Annotated in this window: 13 protein-coding genes; 10 read left to right on the forward strand and 3 right to left on the reverse strand. The window is 45.7% G+C overall.

The window, feature by feature from the left end; genetic code table 11:
* The first annotated feature begins 21 nt into the window (after positions 1-21).
* Positions 22-483 (forward strand): EVE domain-containing protein, encoded by a 462-nt coding sequence (locus L1077_RS04030; RefSeq protein ID WP_237135679.1) that lies wholly within the window; start codon positions 22-24, stop codon positions 481-483.
* 1 nt (position 484) lies between these two features.
* On the opposite strand, the gene L1077_RS04035 is transcribed toward L1077_RS04030, so the two are convergent.
* Together L1077_RS04035 and L1077_RS04040 are read right to left on the reverse strand one after the other, a co-directional pair.
* Positions 485-691, reverse strand: a complete 207-nt coding sequence (locus L1077_RS04035) for a hypothetical protein (protein ID WP_231098128.1) — start codon at positions 689-691, stop codon at positions 485-487.
* Positions 688-1,749: a potassium channel family protein gene (locus tag L1077_RS04040; RefSeq protein ID WP_237135680.1), complete on the reverse strand. Its 1,062-nt coding sequence runs from the start codon at positions 1,747-1,749 to the stop codon at positions 688-690. Before L1077_RS04040 ends, L1077_RS04035 begins: the two co-directional genes overlap by 4 nt.
* Positions 1,750-1,953: 204 nt before the next feature.
* Between L1077_RS04040 and L1077_RS04045 the strand changes: the two genes are divergently transcribed.
* The 5 genes from L1077_RS04045 to L1077_RS04065 all read left to right on the forward strand — a co-directional run bounded on the left by L1077_RS04045 (position 1,954) and on the right by L1077_RS04065 (position 9,225).
* Positions 1,954-2,895 (forward strand): chemotaxis protein CheV, encoded by a 942-nt coding sequence (locus L1077_RS04045; RefSeq protein ID WP_039607532.1) that lies wholly within the window; start codon positions 1,954-1,956, stop codon positions 2,893-2,895.
* 149 nt (positions 2,896-3,044) lie between these two features.
* Positions 3,045-5,210, forward strand: coding sequence for a DNA helicase II (uvrD, locus tag L1077_RS04050; RefSeq protein ID WP_237135681.1), 2,166 nt, complete (start codon positions 3,045-3,047; stop codon positions 5,208-5,210).
* Positions 5,188-7,266, forward strand: a complete 2,079-nt coding sequence (locus L1077_RS04055; RefSeq protein WP_237135682.1) for a GNAT family N-acetyltransferase — start codon at positions 5,188-5,190, stop codon at positions 7,264-7,266. Before uvrD ends, L1077_RS04055 begins: the two co-directional genes overlap by 23 nt.
* Positions 7,232-8,338 carry an ABC transporter substrate-binding protein gene (locus L1077_RS04060; RefSeq protein ID WP_237135683.1) on the forward strand — a complete coding sequence of 369 codons (1,107 nt, stop codon included), beginning with the start codon at positions 7,232-7,234 and terminating at the stop codon, positions 8,336-8,338. The genes L1077_RS04055 and L1077_RS04060 overlap by 35 nt, the downstream gene beginning before the upstream one ends.
* 38 nt (positions 8,339-8,376) lie before the next feature.
* Positions 8,377-9,225: a chemotaxis protein CheW gene (locus L1077_RS04065; protein WP_063362872.1), complete on the forward strand. Its 849-nt coding sequence runs from the start codon at positions 8,377-8,379 to the stop codon at positions 9,223-9,225.
* 62 nt (positions 9,226-9,287) lie between these two features.
* On the opposite strand, the gene typA is transcribed toward L1077_RS04065, so the two are convergent.
* On the reverse strand, positions 9,288-11,108 hold the full coding sequence (typA, locus tag L1077_RS04070; RefSeq protein WP_039607527.1) for a translational GTPase TypA: 1,821 nt from the start codon (positions 11,106-11,108) through the stop codon (positions 9,288-9,290).
* 270 nt (positions 11,109-11,378) lie between these two features.
* Here typA and L1077_RS04075 point away from each other — a divergent pair, with 270 nt between their 5' ends.
* From L1077_RS04075 to L1077_RS04090, 4 genes are all read left to right on the forward strand, one after another.
* Positions 11,379-12,737: a sigma-54-dependent transcriptional regulator gene (locus L1077_RS04075; protein ID WP_237135684.1), complete on the forward strand. Its 1,359-nt coding sequence runs from the start codon at positions 11,379-11,381 to the stop codon at positions 12,735-12,737.
* Positions 12,721-14,019: a sensor histidine kinase gene (locus tag L1077_RS04080; RefSeq protein WP_237135685.1), complete on the forward strand. Its 1,299-nt coding sequence runs from the start codon at positions 12,721-12,723 to the stop codon at positions 14,017-14,019. The genes L1077_RS04075 and L1077_RS04080 overlap by 17 nt, the downstream gene beginning before the upstream one ends.
* A gap of 152 nt (positions 14,020-14,171) precedes the next feature.
* Positions 14,172-15,419 (forward strand): HlyD family secretion protein, encoded by a 1,248-nt coding sequence (locus L1077_RS04085; protein WP_237135686.1) that lies wholly within the window; start codon positions 14,172-14,174, stop codon positions 15,417-15,419.
* 35 nt (positions 15,420-15,454) lie between these two features.
* Positions 15,455-16,186, forward strand: a complete 732-nt coding sequence (locus L1077_RS04090) for an ABC transporter ATP-binding protein (RefSeq protein ID WP_237135687.1) — start codon at positions 15,455-15,457, stop codon at positions 16,184-16,186.
* Positions 16,187-16,192 lie beyond the last annotated feature (6 nt).

The raw sequence follows: 16,192 nt of genomic DNA on the forward strand, positions 1-16,192 counted from the left end.
ACTTTTAATTGAGTACTTATAATGGCTTATTGGTTATTTAAAACAGAACCTGACGCATACTCTCTCGATGATTTAAAAAACGCACCTGAGCAAAGCACATTTTGGGAAGGGATCCGCAACTACCAAGCGCGTAACTTTATGCGTGACCAAATGCAGGTGGGCGATGAAGTCTTTATTTATCATTCAAGTTGTAAAGTGCCTGCGGTTGTCGGTATCGCTAAAGTAACCGAGGGGGCACAAACAGATCCGTATCAATTTGATGCCAGTAGTGATTATTATGACCCTAAATCTACCCCTGAGAACCCAAGATGGATAGGTGTTACCGTGCAATATATCAAACAGTTACCCTCACAAGTGACCCTAAAAGCCATTAAAGCAGAGGATGACATCACCGAACTGGCCCTCAAAAAAGCTGGTAGGCTTTCCATCATGCCAGTCACAGACACTGAGTGGCAGCACATCATCGCGATGTCTAAAAGATAAGTTAACTGTGTTTTTTGCGGCGAGTTTTCACTCGCCCAGTTTTTGGGAGCATTGTCACATACAGTAGTAATGCAACCCATGAGAAAAACAAGGTGCCTATCAACCAGCCGTTTTTCTCATGGCCTTTAGAGCGTTTGCTACCAGCCACCATAGCAATAGGCGCTAAGTAAAGACAAACCATCCCAACCATTAACATCAACTCAGTCATAACTGCTCCCAAGCGACCTCTTTTTCTAACACTCGCTGCGGCGCAATATAGTGAATAAAGTCACCTCCTTTGAGGGCATAATTTAGCGGTGGATTTAAATCCATATCCTGACCACTTCGGTCATGGGCAACCCCCAACAAAGTTGCATTGTGATGCTCTTTAAAAAACATAAACAGTTGACCAAATTCACACGCCGCCAGCGAGCTCGGAATTTGTAAACTAAATTGCGTGTCACCTCGCAAGGTCGATAACAGCTCTTCCTGTATACGACTAGAACCGGGATCTTGCATAGAACGCACCAAGATTTCAGCAGACATAGAGGTCGAACACTCGACATTGGCACAGTGCACACGCAGCAGTTGCGCTTTAGTTTCATCAATAAAATGGGCACTGATATGTGCTGTATCTTTTACCATTGGGCTGAGCTTTAACGCAGTGGTGAATGTATGGTCATCATCTTTTCCATCCACAATGATTTTATCGGCTTCCTGAATGGCGGTACGAGATAATTCTGTATCATCTGTGAAGCTTGCTAAGCGCACAAAATCTACTTGAGGGTAACGCAGTAATGGGTGCTCCATTTCCTCTTGCACGGCAAGAATGATCCGTCGCTCAATACGCTTATTATCTGCCAAGATAAACTCAATCATTTTTTCAGTTCTGGTTGAATGCCATCCAAAGATAATGATGTGATCATGTAAATGTGAGAAATCTTTATCGCCTTTCATTGCTTTTTTCACCCATATTGTAATTTCTTGTCCAACTTTCCCTAACAACACACCAAACAGTGCTAAACCAAATGGGATCTGCACCAAGGTAACCACCCATCTCCCAAGCTCAGACACAGCGCTCAAGTCCCCATAGCCCACCGTAGAGGTAGTCACGACATAGTAATAAACGAATGTACTAAAAGGTAATAATGCTTGCTCTTGTGCCAGCCATAACAGTCCCCATGTCAATAACATATGGCTGACTGTTGCCAGCACTAAGACTTGCCAGCTTGCTCGGTTGATGTGGCTTTGGATTTGTAGCAGCATGCGCTTCATAACAATCGGCATTGGTTATCCTGATCCTATTTTTTTATCCCTGTGTGACATCATCTATTAGTAAATAAACAAGTCAATGCTTTACAGGGAAAAAGTTGATTTATCCTATATTTTTCAGCAAATACTGTATTTGTACGTCGACTGAGGTAAAGAACTCGTAATTTTTACTGTTATATGTGTATACTTTGAAAAGCAGCAAGATGATGAGGTGAAAGTATGGCGGGTGTGTTAGCTTCAGTTGATCAACGCACACAGTTGGTAGGTGAAAACCGGCTTGAATTATTGCTATTTCATTTACACAGCCGACATCTGTTTGCACTGAATGTATTTAAAGTCAAAGAAGTCGTTAAACTACCTCATTTAAACAAAATGCCTAACGCCCATCCTAAGGTTGCAGGTGTCACCAATATACGCGGAGAGTCCATTCCCGTTATCGACTTGCGACAAGCGATTTGCATGCCCCCTACTGAATATGACGATGACAGCAACCTCGTTATCACCGAGTATAATCGTACCGTGCAAGCGTTTTTGGTCGGCAAAGTGGATCACATCGTCAATACCACTTGGTCAGACATTATGCCAACTCCGAAAACGGTCGGCCGAAATCATTATTTGACGGCATTAACCAAGGTCCAACGTGAAGGGGTCGAACACATTGTGGAAATTATCGATGTGGAAAAGGTGCTTGCTGAAATCATTGACTACGACATCGAGATCCCAGAGGGCGTACTCGACCAGAGCATCTTGAACCAATTTAAAGGGCGCAAAATTCTTCACGCAGATGATTCGGCCACTGCTCGCCGTCAGGTCTCTGATACTTTGGCGCAAATAGGCATAGAGATCATCCCAGCAACAGATGGCCAAGAAGCGCTTAACCTACTTAAGCACTGGGCAGATGAAGGCATTGACGTGAACAAAGAACTGATGGCAGTGATCACCGATGCTGAAATGCCGGTCATGGACGGCTATCGACTGACCTATGAAATACGCAATGACGAAAGACTCAAAGATCTTTATGTCATACTCAATACGTCGTTGAGCGGCAGTTTCAACCAAGCTATGGTGGAGAAGGTCGGGTGTAATGCATTTTTATCTAAGTTTCAGCCCGATTTATTAGTCCAAGAAATGCAAAAACGTTTAAAGCAAATTCTAGGCTAAAAACTGTATAAAAAGACAGTGGAGTAAAAATTAAATATAGCTAATTTTCAAATGGTTATATTTAAAGCCATTGAAATATTCGCTGAAAACTGGGCTTTAAATGCGACGCTAGGTATACTTTGCCCTCACTTTTCGAAATAGGCGCAAAGATGGACGTATCTGAATTACTTGACGGCTTGAATGACAAGCAGCGTGAAGCGGTTGCTGCACCGCTCAGCAATATGCTGATTCTGGCTGGCGCGGGCTCTGGTAAAACACGAGTGCTGGTGCACCGTATCGCTTGGTTAATGCAGGTAGAGCACGCTTCTCCATACAGCATTTTTGCGGTAACTTTTACCAATAAAGCCGCCAAAGAAATGCGTACCCGTGTTGAAGAAACACTGCAAAGTCCAGTTGGCGGAATGTGGATTGGCACCTTCCACGGCCTATCACATCGTATTCTGCGCGCCCATCACAGAGAAGCAAACTTACCTGAGTCATTCCAAATCCTAGATTCAGACGATCAGCAGCGCATGATCAGACGTCTTCTCAAAGCAATGAATATTGACGAAAAAAAATGGCCTGCCAAGCAACTTAGCTGGTATATCAGTGCCCGAAAAGATGAAGGATTGCGTCCTAAAGACATTCAAGCCTATGACGCCAGTGAGCAACTTATGCTGAACGTTTACACGGCCTATCAAGATGCCTGTGATAGAGCTGGTTTGGTCGATTTTGCGGAAATCCTGCTGCGTTGCTACGAATTGCTGCAGCAGCAACCGACACTGCTGCGCCACTATCAACAACGCTTCAAGCATATGTTGGTAGACGAATTCCAAGATACCAACAGCATTCAATACCAATGGCTGCGCCTACTCGCCGGCGGCGACAACAACATCATGATCGTCGGTGATGATGACCAAAGTATCTACGGCTGGCGTGGTGCGAAAATTGAAAACATCAAACGCTTCTTAAAAGACTTTGATGCCGATACCATTCGCCTTGAGCAAAACTATCGCTCGACAGGCACCATATTGAAAGCCTCCAATGCGCTCATTCAAAATAACTCAGAGCGAATGGGGAAAAGCCTGTGGACAGATGGCACACAAGGGGAACCCATCTCCATTTATGCCGCTTTTAATGAGTTGGATGAAGCGCGCTTTACTGTTGGCAAAATTAAATCTTGGCTACAAGATGGCAATGCACTGACAGACTGCGCCATCTTGTACAGAAACAATGCGCAATCTCGTGTACTGGAAGAAGCCCTTTTACAAGAAGGCCTAAAGTATCGCATTTACGGCGGTATGCGCTTCTTCGAGCGTCAAGAGATTAAAGATGCGCTCTCTTACCTGCGCCTGATCAGCAATCGTAACGATGATGCCGCGTTTGAACGTGTGATCAATACACCGACTCGCGGTATTGGCGACAAAACGCTGAGCCATATTCGTGACTGTGCACGCAATGAGTCTCTACCACTATGGTATGCGGCCAAAGCAGTCATCGAGCAGCAGCATTTGGCAGGACGCGCAGCCACAGCGGTAACACGATTTATTGAATTAATCGAACAGCTAGATGAAAAGCTGGTTGAACTCGCACTTGCTGAACAAGCCAAAACCACCATCGAACACTCGGGCTTATTAGCCATGTATCAAGCTGAAAAAGGTGAAAAAGGCCGTGCCCGAGTAGAGAACTTAGAAGAATTGATCAATGCGTGTGGCCAATTTGAGCTGCCAGTAGAAGAAGAGTTTAGCTCGCCACTGCAAGGCTTCTTAGCCTATACCTCACTCGAGTCTGGTGAAGGTCAAGCTGATGAACACGAAGATGCCGTGCAAATGATGACGCTGCACTCGGCCAAAGGTCTAGAGTTTCCACTGGTCTTTATGGTGGGTGTAGAAGAAGGCATGTTCCCGTCACAGCAAAGCCATGAAGAGTCTGGGCGCTTAGAAGAAGAACGCCGACTGTGTTATGTCGGTATGACTCGCGCAATGCAAAAGCTGTATATCAGTCATGCCGAAAGTCGTCGTTTGTATGGCCAAGAGAAATACCATAGCCCATCTCGATTTTTGCGTGAACTACCTGAAGACTGTACTGAAGAGATCCGCATTAAAACTCAAGTATCTAGACCAGCTACTACTAATCGCTTCAGCGCATCGGTCAGCCATGCTGCATTTGAAGACAGCGACTTCAATCTTGGGCAACGTGTGCTGCACGCAAAATTTGGTGCCGGTACCGTACTCAATTATGAAGGTGTTGGTGCGCAATCTCGTATCCAGGTCAATTTTGACGACGTCGGTACTAAGTGGCTAGTCACAGCGTATGCAAGACTGCAAGCCATTTAATCTCGACTCATTACTCCTTGCGTTGCAAAACGCAAGACACCGCCAACTGCTGCTACTTTGTGGCAGCAGAAGCTGGGGGCAGGCGTACTTTCAACGTCTTGCCCAATCTACTGAGCAGCTTATTCTCAGTGATGATAGCACTTTAGACAATGCGGTTTGGCCACAGCACCTGCACCAAATCTTAGGTCAGGAGTTCGATTTTGTCCTGTACGATGGCTACAGCGGCATAGTCCCCAATAAGCTCGCAGCATGCACTGGCACAGTCAGAACCGGTGGGCTGTTAGTACTGTTGCTGCCAGAATTATCAAATCTGGTATCTTGGTGTGACCCTGCGTTGACACGCTGGCTCTCTGAAGGCGAACAGGCTACACAAAGCCCTTTTTTAAAACGCTTTGCACACCAAATCCAACAACAAAACTGCTGGATAATTAATGAATCAGGCGAGACGAATCTTCCCACTCAGTACTGCGCAGATAAATCTACATTAGACCTACAATCTCAAACACACCTAGTCGCACTGATCACAGCACATTTTCAACGCGCATCCAATACGCCAATATTACTCAGTGCGGACAGAGGACGCGGCAAGTCAGCAACGCTCGGATTAATTGCAGCAGCATTCGCTGACAAACAGGTTATCTTATGCGCACAGCAGCGCCGAGCAGTACAAAATGGCTTTAAACACTATGCGCAGGCACTTAACCTAACTGTGCCTGCGGTGAATCAAAACCACTGCCAAAAATTATCCTACATGCCACCGGATATTGTGATTGCAACCAAACCACAGTGTGACATCTTGCTCATCGATGAGGCTGCTGCGATACCGGTACCAATTTTAAAACAATTACTCGCTTTATATCCCAATATTATATTTGCCAGTACCTTAGTGGGTTACGAAGGCAATGGCCGCGGCTATACACTGCGTTTTAAAGCGCATCTCAAAGCCGAGCATCCACACTTTTTAGACTTGCATCTCCGAGAACCTATTCGCTATGGCGCAGGTGATCCATTAGAGCAGCATATGCGCCAACTACTGGCACTCGACAGTCAATATTCAGCGATAGAGCCTGCGCAGAGCATACTTGAATACAGCGAAGTCAGTCGCGATACCCTTATCCACAATGAAGCCTTGCTGCAGCAAATCTTTGCATTGCTGGTTTTGGCGCATTATCAAACGTCAGTCAATGACTTGAGACAGCTATTGGATAGCCCCAGCAACCGACTGTTTGTCGTCAGCCAACATCAGCAGCCCGTCGCAGTGTGTTTAGTCGGCTTAGAGGGTAACTTAACATCGGAGCTTGCCAGTAAAATTGCACTGGGTGAGCGCCGACCAGCCGGGCATTTAATGGCGCAACAGCTTACTCAGCTATTAGGTAACACCCAGTATTGCACCGAACAAGGCGCACGCATTGTACGTATTGCGGTGGCACCATCACACCAAAAGCTGAGCATTGGTAGCGAATTAATTCGCTTTGTCATGGCACAGTTAAACAGCCAAGTGAGTTATTTTGGCAGCAGCTTTGGCGCGCAGTCTCAGCTTCTCCATTTCTGGCAACAGCTGGGCTTTAAACCTATGAAGTTAGGTTTTAAACAAGATAAAGCCAGCGGCGAGTTTGCAGTGCTGGTTGTACATGATAGTAGCAAAATTGCGCTCAGCGCAGAGCAAGATGCTTTTACGGAACAGCTTTTCTTTGCACTGAGCAGTCTATACGATAGGTTACCATGGACGCTTGTTCGCAGCTTACTAAGCACACTTCGCGACAGAGGGCTGCCTGAACAGCTATATAAGCAAGTGGCTTACTTGGCCAGTAAAACGGCCACAGAGCAACAAATTGCACCCGTAATACAGCAAGTTATAAAAGCGCAGCCCAGCATTATAAATTCGCTTTCAAGGATTGCTCAACAGCAGGTAATTCAACTATTATTACAGCGACATCAGCCAAAAGAATTAGCCAAAGCACTTAAATTAGAGTCTAAAAAACAATTACAGCTGGCCTATCAGTCACTGTTATCGGAAGTTTATGCTGAAATTACTCGTAAAAACGGCCCTTATTAGCACGTTATTCATTATATCCGCGCAGATTGCGGCACAGCCCAAAACACACATTAAATTAGGCATGAGCGTCGCATTGAGCGGACCTGCCAGTCATATTGGCCAACAACTTAAGCAAGGCCATGAGCTCTACTTTAATTACGCCAATCAGCAATCCGATATTGAACAACCCCATATTCAACTCATTGCACTCGACGATGGCTATGAGCCGAGCCGCGCGGTTGATAATACGCAGTACCTTATCAGGCATCAGCACATCGATGCCCTGATCGGCAACATGGGGACGCCCACCACACATGCAATCAAAGAGATTTTAAAACGCCACCAGCTGCCATTATTAATGCCCTACACTGGCGCCGAGTTTTTATATCAAAACCCGGGGTTCCCTATTTTTAAACTCCGAGCAAGCTATTTAGATGAAGCCCAAGAGCAAGTTCGCTATCTTGTCGATGAACTTGGGCACACAAAAATTGCGTTGTTTATTCAGGCAGATGAATTTGGCCTCACATTAGAAAAAAGTCACCGCCAAGCGCTTAAAGACAAAGGCATTGAACCCGTTGTCATCGCGCGTTTTCGTCGCAATACCAATGATGTCGCAAAAGCGCTGACACAGATATTAACCACACAAGCAACAGCCATTGCCATGATTGGCACCTACGAGCCGCTTGCTGCGTTTATCAATCAAGCGCATAGAGGTGGTTTTAGAGGCACCTATACCAGCGTTTCGTTTGTATCATCCGCCTCTCTATTTGCTGACATCACTGTGCCCGCTCATGTGATGGTTACCGAAGTCTTGCCCGACCCCAATACGTGTCATGGAGACATCTGCAACTTATTTCGCAACTTATCAAAAGCACACCAGCAAACCATGACTTATCAGTCCTTTGAAGGGTTTGTAAATGCCTACTTATTTTCGAAATCGCTTCAGCACTGCGACTACACCAAACTATCAGCGTGTATCGCCACCGCGATGCCACATACGTTAAGCACAGATAAAGCGCTACAATCGCTATTAAACCAGCAACAAAAAAGCACCTCACAGCGTCCGGTATTTAGGTCTTATTTAAAATATTGATCTATGCTTAGCTCAAGCAATTAATGTTTGAGGCAAACATGGACCTGATCAATTTTCGAGTAGGAAAAAAAACAATATCGCTCAAAATTTTAGATATCTTATTGACCGAACGCTATGAAGGAAACCTCACTTCATTGCCCAATGACAACCCGAGCTTTTTGGGGGTTAAAGATTACATGGGCACACCAACCCCAATCTTTGATTTGGGGCTTATCCTGAATAACCAATCTTCATATGACACCAACCAATCTTTGGTTGAACTGTTACAGCAAAGAGAGCAAGACCAGAAAGCGTGGCTCTCAGAGCTTGAGATCAGCGTGCATAATGACGTCCCGTTCACTCAAGCCAGAGATCCCAAGCAATCAGAATTTGGCAAATGGTTTTATAACTTCAAAACAGATAATGAAGACTTAAAAGCAATTTTAGCGCGCTTTGAAGAGCCACATACTCGCTTACATGCTATCGCCGATGAAATACTCGCCTTGTCCAGTAAGGCCCAAAAAGAGCAAGCAATCGCCTTACTAGAGAAAGAAAAGCTCACAACCTTTACTAAATTGATACGACTGTTTGAGTCTGCCAGAGATCAAATTATTCTTGATCACAAACCGATTATCGTCTTTACCACAGAAAATGGTCAGCAGCCTCACATAGGACTATTAGTGGATAAAGTGGAAGACAATATTCATTGTGATGAATCAGATATTAAACCACTACACGAGATGACCAATGTCGGTTTTGATATTGACCCGCAAACTAAAAAAATGATGAAAGGGCTGATCAAGCAAGGTGATAATCACAGCTTGGTATTGGACCCAAGTGCGATTTTTAGGCCGGAGCACTTAAAGGACTATGCGCCAATAGAAACGGAAGAATACGGTTTATTTTAGTAAAGTAACATAAACAAAAACGCCGCGTAGTACGCGGCGTTTTTTATATTCGAAATTAAGCTTTATTTAGCTTGACGGCTTGCGCGCTTACGCTCACTTTCAGTCAATAGCTTCTTACGAATACGGATGCTTTCAGGCGTTACTTCTACCAGCTCGTCATCATCGATGAACTCAAGAGCTTGCTCAAGTGTCATTACGATTGGCGGCACAAGGTTTTGCGCTTCATCAGTACCTGATGCACGAACGTTCGTTAGCTGCTTACCTTTAAGCGCGTTAACGGTTAAGTCGTTATCACGTGCGTGAATACCGATGATCATACCTTCGTACACTTCAACACCGTGACCGATGAATAGCTTACCACGGTCTTGAAGGTTGAATAGTGCGTTAGTCAGTGCTTTACCTGCCGCGTTTGCGATAAGTACACCGTTCTTACGTTGACCAATGTTACCGCCTTTGTGTGGGCCGTAGTGATCAAACGTGTGGTACATTAGACCAGAACCAGATGTCAGCGTCATAAAGTCAGTTTGGAAACCGATAAGACCACGTGAAGGCATCATGAAGTCCATACGGATACGACCTTTACCATCTGGTGCCATGTCAGTCATTTCTGCTTTACGAAGACCAAGTTGCTCCATGATAGAACCTTGGTGCTCTTCTTCAACGTCAACCGTTACTGTTTCGTACGGTTCTTCTAACTGGCCATCTACTTCACGAAGAATTACTTCTGGACGAGATACAGCTAGCTCGTAACCTTCACGACGCATGTTTTCGATTAGGATACCTAGGTGAAGTTCACCACGACCTGATACGCGGAAGCTATCTGGGTTATCTGTTTCTTCAACGCGAAGTGCTACGTTGTGTACAAGCTCAGCTTGAAGACGCTCAAGGATGTTACGTGAAGTCACGAATTTACCTTCTTGGCCTGAGAACGGTGATGTGTTTACAGAGAACGTCATTGTTACTGTAGGCTCATCAACAGACAGTGCAGGTAGCGCTTCAACTGCGTTTACATCACATACTGTGTCAGAGATCTTAAGTTCACCAAGACCTGTGATCGCAATGATATCGCCCGCTTGCGCTTCTTGCGCTTCGTGACGGTCAAGACCTAAATAAGTCAGTACTTGGCCAACTTTACCGTTACGTGTTTTACCATCAGCGCCAACAATTGTTACCTGCTGGTTTACTTTAACAGTACCGCGCTTGATACGACCAACACCGATTACACCGATGTAAGAGTTGTAGTCTAGCTGAGAGATCTGCATTTGGAAGTCGCCAGCTGGATCTGCGTCTGGCTGCTCTACCTGCTCAACAATCGCTTCAAACATAGGTTGCATGTTGTCAGACGGCTCGTCTAGATCAAGTGTCGCCCAACCGTTGATAGCAGATGCGTAGATAACTTGGAAATCAAGCTGTTCATCTGTCGCGCCTAGGTTGTCGAATAGGTCAAATACTTGATCCATAACCCAGTCAGGACGCGCGCCTGGCTTGTCAATTTTGTTGATAACAACGATAGGCTTAAGGCCAAGGGCAAATGCTTTTTGCGTTACGAAACGCGTCTGAGGCATTGGACCTTCTTGTGCATCTACTAGTAGAAGTACAGAATCAACCATTGATAGTACACGTTCTACTTCACCACCAAAGTCGGCGTGTCCCGGGGTGTCTACGATATTGATATGGTAGTCGTTCCACTCAATGGCGGTGTTTTTCGCCAAGATTGTGATACCACGCTCTTTTTCAATATCATTTGAATCCATTACACGCTCTTCGTTGCCACCGCGTGTCTCTAATGTGCCAGACTGTTCTAGCAGCTTATCGACTAGGGTAGTTTTACCATGGTCAACGTGTGCGATAATCGCAATATTTCTTAACTTTTCAATGCTCATTACTGTTACTCAGAGAAGTTGGCCTTCAGTGATCCTAGTCGATCCACGCAAAATTGCGCACCTAAGATACCGTTCCACAATTAAAGGTCGCGTATTATCCCCTAATAATGTGACAGATGAAAGTTTATCCAGAGGATTTTTTTCTTCTTTACTGCAATTTACTGCTCAAATCCGCTGATTTATTGCCGGTTGTTTGTTCCTGTACAAAGTACTAAACTGCGTCACAAGCCCTTAGCAAAATGGGCAAAAAGAAAAACAAAGGAACGATATATGAAGTCACAGTCTCTGATTTTGATTGTGGAAGATAACCGTGAGGTGAGACTCGCGGCACGATTTGTACTGGAAGATTTCGGCTATCAAGTCGAAGAAGTCGAAAACCCCGTACAAGCACATGAATTTCTCTCCCATACCCATCCTGCTTTAATCATGCTCGACATGAACTTTGATCTCGACTCTACCTCAGGCGAAGAAGGACTGCGCTTTTTACGCGGACTCAAACGTGACGCCATCGATATTCCAGTGATCGCCATGACAGCGTGGTCGAACACAGATTTAGTAGTGCAGGCCATGCAGCTGGGCGCTGTCGACTTTATTGAAAAACCTTGGCAAAACCAACGCCTTGAACAAGTGATCCAGCAGCAACTGAAAATATCAGGACTGCAAAAAAGTAACTCAGCCCTCAGCCAAGCGCTTACGCCAAACGGGGATGAACCCATTTGGCAAAGCGCGGCAATGCAGCAATTAATGGCCCAGCTCAGCGCCGTGGCCCAAACGGATGCCAATATCCTCATAACTGGCGAAAATGGCGTGGGGAAAAGCCACATTGCCACTTGGGTTCATAACCAGTCTTTGCGAAATACACAGCCGTTTATTTCACTCAATATGGCTGCCATTCCTGAACAGTTATTCGAAAGCGAGCTGTTCGGCCATGTTAAAGGCGCATTCACAGATGCCAAAACTGAGCGCGTAGGCCGATTTGCATTGGCTGACAAAGGCACCTTATTCTTAGACGAGATAGGCACATTGCCACTTGCGCAGCAGGCCAAGCTGTTGCGCGTGCTTGAAACAGGCGAATTTGAAATGGTGGGCTCGAGCAAAACCCTGACCAGTGATGTGCGGCTTATCAGCGCAACCAACGCGGAATTTGAGCAACTCATTACCAAAGGTGAATTTCGACAAGACTTATATTATCGCCTAAATACATTCGCATTTACCATTCCAGCACTGCAGGAACGTGTCGATGATATTGTACCTCTCGCCGAGCACTTTTTAGCAAAACATGGCAATAAGTATAACAAGCAAGGTGTCACGATTAGCCCTTGCGCGAAACAGGCATTGATGCAATACCGCTGGCCCGGTAATACGCGCGAGCTGAGTCATTTAATGGAAAGAGCCGTGCTACTTTGCCAAGCTGGCGTCATTCTCGCCACCGACCTACATCTACCTAATACACAAAATAACAATGCCATCAACGCACTCCCAGAGATGACATTAGAACAAGCCGAAAGACATTTAATTGAAAAAGCGCTGAGTAAATTTTCTGGCAATAAAAACAAAGCAGCCCAGCAGCTTGGGATCACTAAACAGGCACTGTATCGACGGTTAGAAAAATATGCGCTGGAAGAATAATAGCTTAGAAGGCTTTTGGAAAAGACAGTGCCTGCTGCTGATCCTCTTGCAAATAGGTTTGCTCACGATTTGCTGGCAGTTTGGTTTTTCACAGCCACACCCCATTTTCAATGCTGTGACAATCAGTTGTTTAATCATTTGGCTAGGGGCAACTATTTGGATATTCAGTGGTGTTATCACACAGGTGAAATCTTCATATTTGCGCAGTACAACCCAGCTTGAGTCTTGTCGGCAACAAGACTTTAGCCAGCGAGCAAAAGCCCGTTTTACCACAGGTATTATTGGTGACTTCCATCACCAGTTAAATGAATTAAGTAATGAATTACTTACAACAAAGAGCAATGAAGACAAAGAATCCATCTTGCTTTTTCGACTTGTTAAGCAATTAAATACGCCAATATTGGTGTTCGATGAGCGCTTGCAACTGAGCTTCGGCAATCAAGCATGCACGACGTTATTCGATCAACCTTGGCAAACCTTACGCTTTACCAGTGCAGCACGACTCGGCTTAGGTAATCAGCCTGATTGGCATTTCAAAGATGAAAAGCGCCAACAACGCTGGCAAATGCGCCACAGTAACTTTAATCATAACGGCCATACCTATCATTTGTTGGTGATAACGGATATCCAAATAGCGTTGAGGGAGCAAGAGCTCAAGGCATGGCAACGTTTGATACGGGTTATTAGCCATGAGATCCGCAATTCTCTCACCCCAGTCAGTACCATGTTAGAGAGGCTCAGGCATAGGGCAAGCAATGAGCGAGATAGCGCGGCTTTTGATATCATTGTGGAACGCTGTGAGCACCTAGCTGAATTCGTAAAACGCTATGCGCAGTTACAGCAAAGCGTCACGGTAAAGGCCACAGCTCAGCCTTTTTCACAGCTTTGTATGGAACTGAGCGCTTTATATCCTCAGGCAAACTGGCAGTTAGAAGGTCAACATCTCACGCTCAACTGCGATGTGACGTTACTCAAGCAAGTGCTTATCAACTTAACTAAAAATGCATTGGAAGCCTGCTCGGGCACACCGCAACTCACGCTATCACTGAAACTGAAAAATCACACCGCGACAATTTGCCTAACAGACAACGGTCATGGCCTCATTAACCCCGATAACTTGTTTGTGCCTTTTTATTCGACCAAGGAGCAAGGTGAAGGTATCGGCCTAATGTTGTGCCAGCACCTGACGGAGCAAATGAATGGCCAATTGCAATTAATTAATCGCGTTGATGGTCAACGAGGTGCCAGTGCCGTTATCACATTAGCGCAACCTACTTACTAAGTGTCCGAATTTAATAAAGCAAAGTCCGGTTTCGGACTTTGCTTAATTAATCCAGCCACACAAAAACAACAAAAACCTTAAAAAACAAAAACTTATTTTTTGGCACATGGCTTGCTCAATCCTGTACATCATCAATAAATATAAAGATAAATATGGACATCGCAAAATCAAAAACAGTCACGCCAAAACACTCGCTCAAGAGAAAAATCACGGCTATGGTCATCTGTGCCTCTGTGCTGGGCGGTGTATTTCACTTCACTTCATCATCGAGTTCCACCAGCTTGCAACAGAACAGCTTGATTGTCGCAACAGTACAGCGAGGTGATCTAGCTATCCAAGTGGATGGATATGGCGTCCTACGCTCCAATCAACAAAAACTGTTAACTGCACAGAGCAGTGCGACGGTCAGTGAAATACTGCTGCGCCCAGGTGCCGTTGTGACGCCGGACTCTGTGATTTTAAGAATGCAAGATCCCGACCTAAAACAGTCAATTGAAACAGCACGCATGGCACTTGAAGAACAAGAGGCTAATTTGCGTCGTCAAAAGCTTGCCAACCAACGAGAGCGCTTGTCAGAAAAAGCCACCCAAGCACAATTGGAAAGCCAGTATCAATCACTGGTTCTGCGCCGCAAAGCGCAGCAAGTACTGCGTGATCAAGGTGTTATCCCTGCCATCGACGTGCAAACTGCAGAGTTAGAGGAGCAACAGCTCAGTGCACGCACTGAACTACAGCGCCAACGTATTGCGCAACTGGCACAATTACACCAAGAAGACATCGAAATCTCTCAACAGCAGGTAAACCAAGCGCGTTCAAATTTAGCGAGACTAGAGCAGCGCGCTCAGCAACTCGAAGTCACAGCGGGGATCAGCGGAACTATCCAACGCCTCGCCGTTGAGCTTGGTCAAAGCGTATCGGCAGGCCAAGAATTAGCGCAAGTAGGCAGCAACTCAGACTTACAAGCACTGATCCGCGTACCACAATCAAAAGCGGAGCAAATAAAAGTCGGACAATCCGCAACGATTGATACTCGCCGTGAACGTGTTCCCGCTGCCGTTACTCGGATCACGCCACAAGTGCAAGATGGCACTATCGAAGTGGAACTGTCGTTTACTAAGGGAGTGCCTGAGTCGGCTAGACCAGAATTAAGCGTAGAAGCAGAGATCCTCACAAGTCAATTAAGCAACGCTTTATATGTCGAGCGACCAGCGAATAAGCAAGCCCATAGCGCAACCGAGCTATACATCATCGACGGGGATCAAGCTGTTGCAACCACAGTGCGATTCGGCGAAGACGCGGGTCGACACTTGCAAATTCTACAAGGTGCGCAAGAAAACCAGCGTGTCATTCTCTCTGATATGACACAGCACAGTGAGCATAAGGCCATCACGTTACTTTGAACCCAATAACAAGAATTAAAAGAAAGGAATTAGACATGAAAGAAAGCGTATTAACAATGTCGGGCGTGACCAAGGTATTCAGCACCGAAGAAATGGAAACCCATGCATTAAGAGGCATAGATCTCACCATTTATCGCGGCGACTTTGTCTCCATCTGTGGCCCATCTGGCTGCGGTAAATCGACGTTACTCTCTATTTTAGGGCTGTTAGACATGCCCACTTCTGGTCAGTACCAAATTGAAGGAGAAGAAGTCAGCCAGCTGACGTTGGCGCAGTCAGCATATATTCGCAACGAAAAAGTCGGTTTCATATTTCAGTCGTTTAACCTAATTGATGAACTGACGGTCTATGACAATGTCGCACTACCGCTTAGATACCGCAAAGAACCCATGCCAGAAGAGCAGATCAAGCAAGCCGTGGAAGCTTGCCTTGCCAAAGTCGATATGAGCCATCGTGCGAGCCACAAACCTAACCAACTTTCCGGTGGTCAACAACAGCGTATTGCCATTGCCCGAGCGCTGGTAGGACAGCCGAGCATGCTGCTAGTCGATGAGCCCACAGGTAACCTCGATTCAATCAACGGCGATGCAGTGATGGCCATGTTGCAGCAGCTCAATGCCGAAGGCACCACCTTATGTATGGTGACGCACGATCCGCGCTACGCCGATATGGCGACTCGGCAGCTCCACTTACTCGATGGCAAAATCATCGACAGTGAAGAGCATAGCGACCCCAAGCATGCATTTGAAATTCCACTTGCACAGTAAGTAGGT

This window comes from Pseudoalteromonas luteoviolacea (genome assembly GCF_021654285.1).
In the GTDB taxonomy this organism is placed as follows: Bacteria; Pseudomonadota; Gammaproteobacteria; order Enterobacterales; family Alteromonadaceae; genus Pseudoalteromonas; species Pseudoalteromonas luteoviolacea_J.

What these genes read in the sequence shown, in the direction of transcription:
- uvrD (WP_237135681.1), top strand. Translation starts at nt 3,045, where the DNA reads ATGGACGTATCTGAATTACTTGACGGCTTGAATGACAAGCAGCGTGAA.
- L1077_RS04080 (WP_237135685.1), top strand. Translation starts at nt 12,721, where the DNA reads ATGCGCTGGAAGAATAATAGCTTAGAAGGCTTTTGGAAAAGACAGTGC.
- L1077_RS04090 (WP_237135687.1), top strand. Translation starts at nt 15,455, where the DNA reads ATGAAAGAAAGCGTATTAACAATGTCGGGCGTGACCAAGGTATTCAGC.
- L1077_RS04035 (WP_231098128.1), bottom strand. Translation starts at nt 691, where the DNA reads ATGACTGAGTTGATGTTAATGGTTGGGATGGTTTGTCTTTACTTAGCG.
- L1077_RS04030 (WP_237135679.1), top strand. Translation starts at nt 22, where the DNA reads ATGGCTTATTGGTTATTTAAAACAGAACCTGACGCATACTCTCTCGAT.
- L1077_RS04055 (WP_237135682.1), top strand. Translation starts at nt 5,188, where the DNA reads ATGCAAGACTGCAAGCCATTTAATCTCGACTCATTACTCCTTGCGTTG.
- L1077_RS04040 (WP_237135680.1), bottom strand. Translation starts at nt 1,749, where the DNA reads ATGCCGATTGTTATGAAGCGCATGCTGCTACAAATCCAAAGCCACATC.
- typA (WP_039607527.1), bottom strand. Translation starts at nt 11,108, where the DNA reads ATGAGCATTGAAAAGTTAAGAAATATTGCGATTATCGCACACGTTGAC.
- L1077_RS04085 (WP_237135686.1), top strand. Translation starts at nt 14,172, where the DNA reads ATGGACATCGCAAAATCAAAAACAGTCACGCCAAAACACTCGCTCAAG.
- L1077_RS04075 (WP_237135684.1), top strand. Translation starts at nt 11,379, where the DNA reads ATGAAGTCACAGTCTCTGATTTTGATTGTGGAAGATAACCGTGAGGTG.
- L1077_RS04045 (WP_039607532.1), top strand. Translation starts at nt 1,954, where the DNA reads ATGGCGGGTGTGTTAGCTTCAGTTGATCAACGCACACAGTTGGTAGGT.
- L1077_RS04065 (WP_063362872.1), top strand. Translation starts at nt 8,377, where the DNA reads ATGGACCTGATCAATTTTCGAGTAGGAAAAAAAACAATATCGCTCAAA.
- L1077_RS04060 (WP_237135683.1), top strand. Translation starts at nt 7,232, where the DNA reads ATGCTGAAATTACTCGTAAAAACGGCCCTTATTAGCACGTTATTCATT.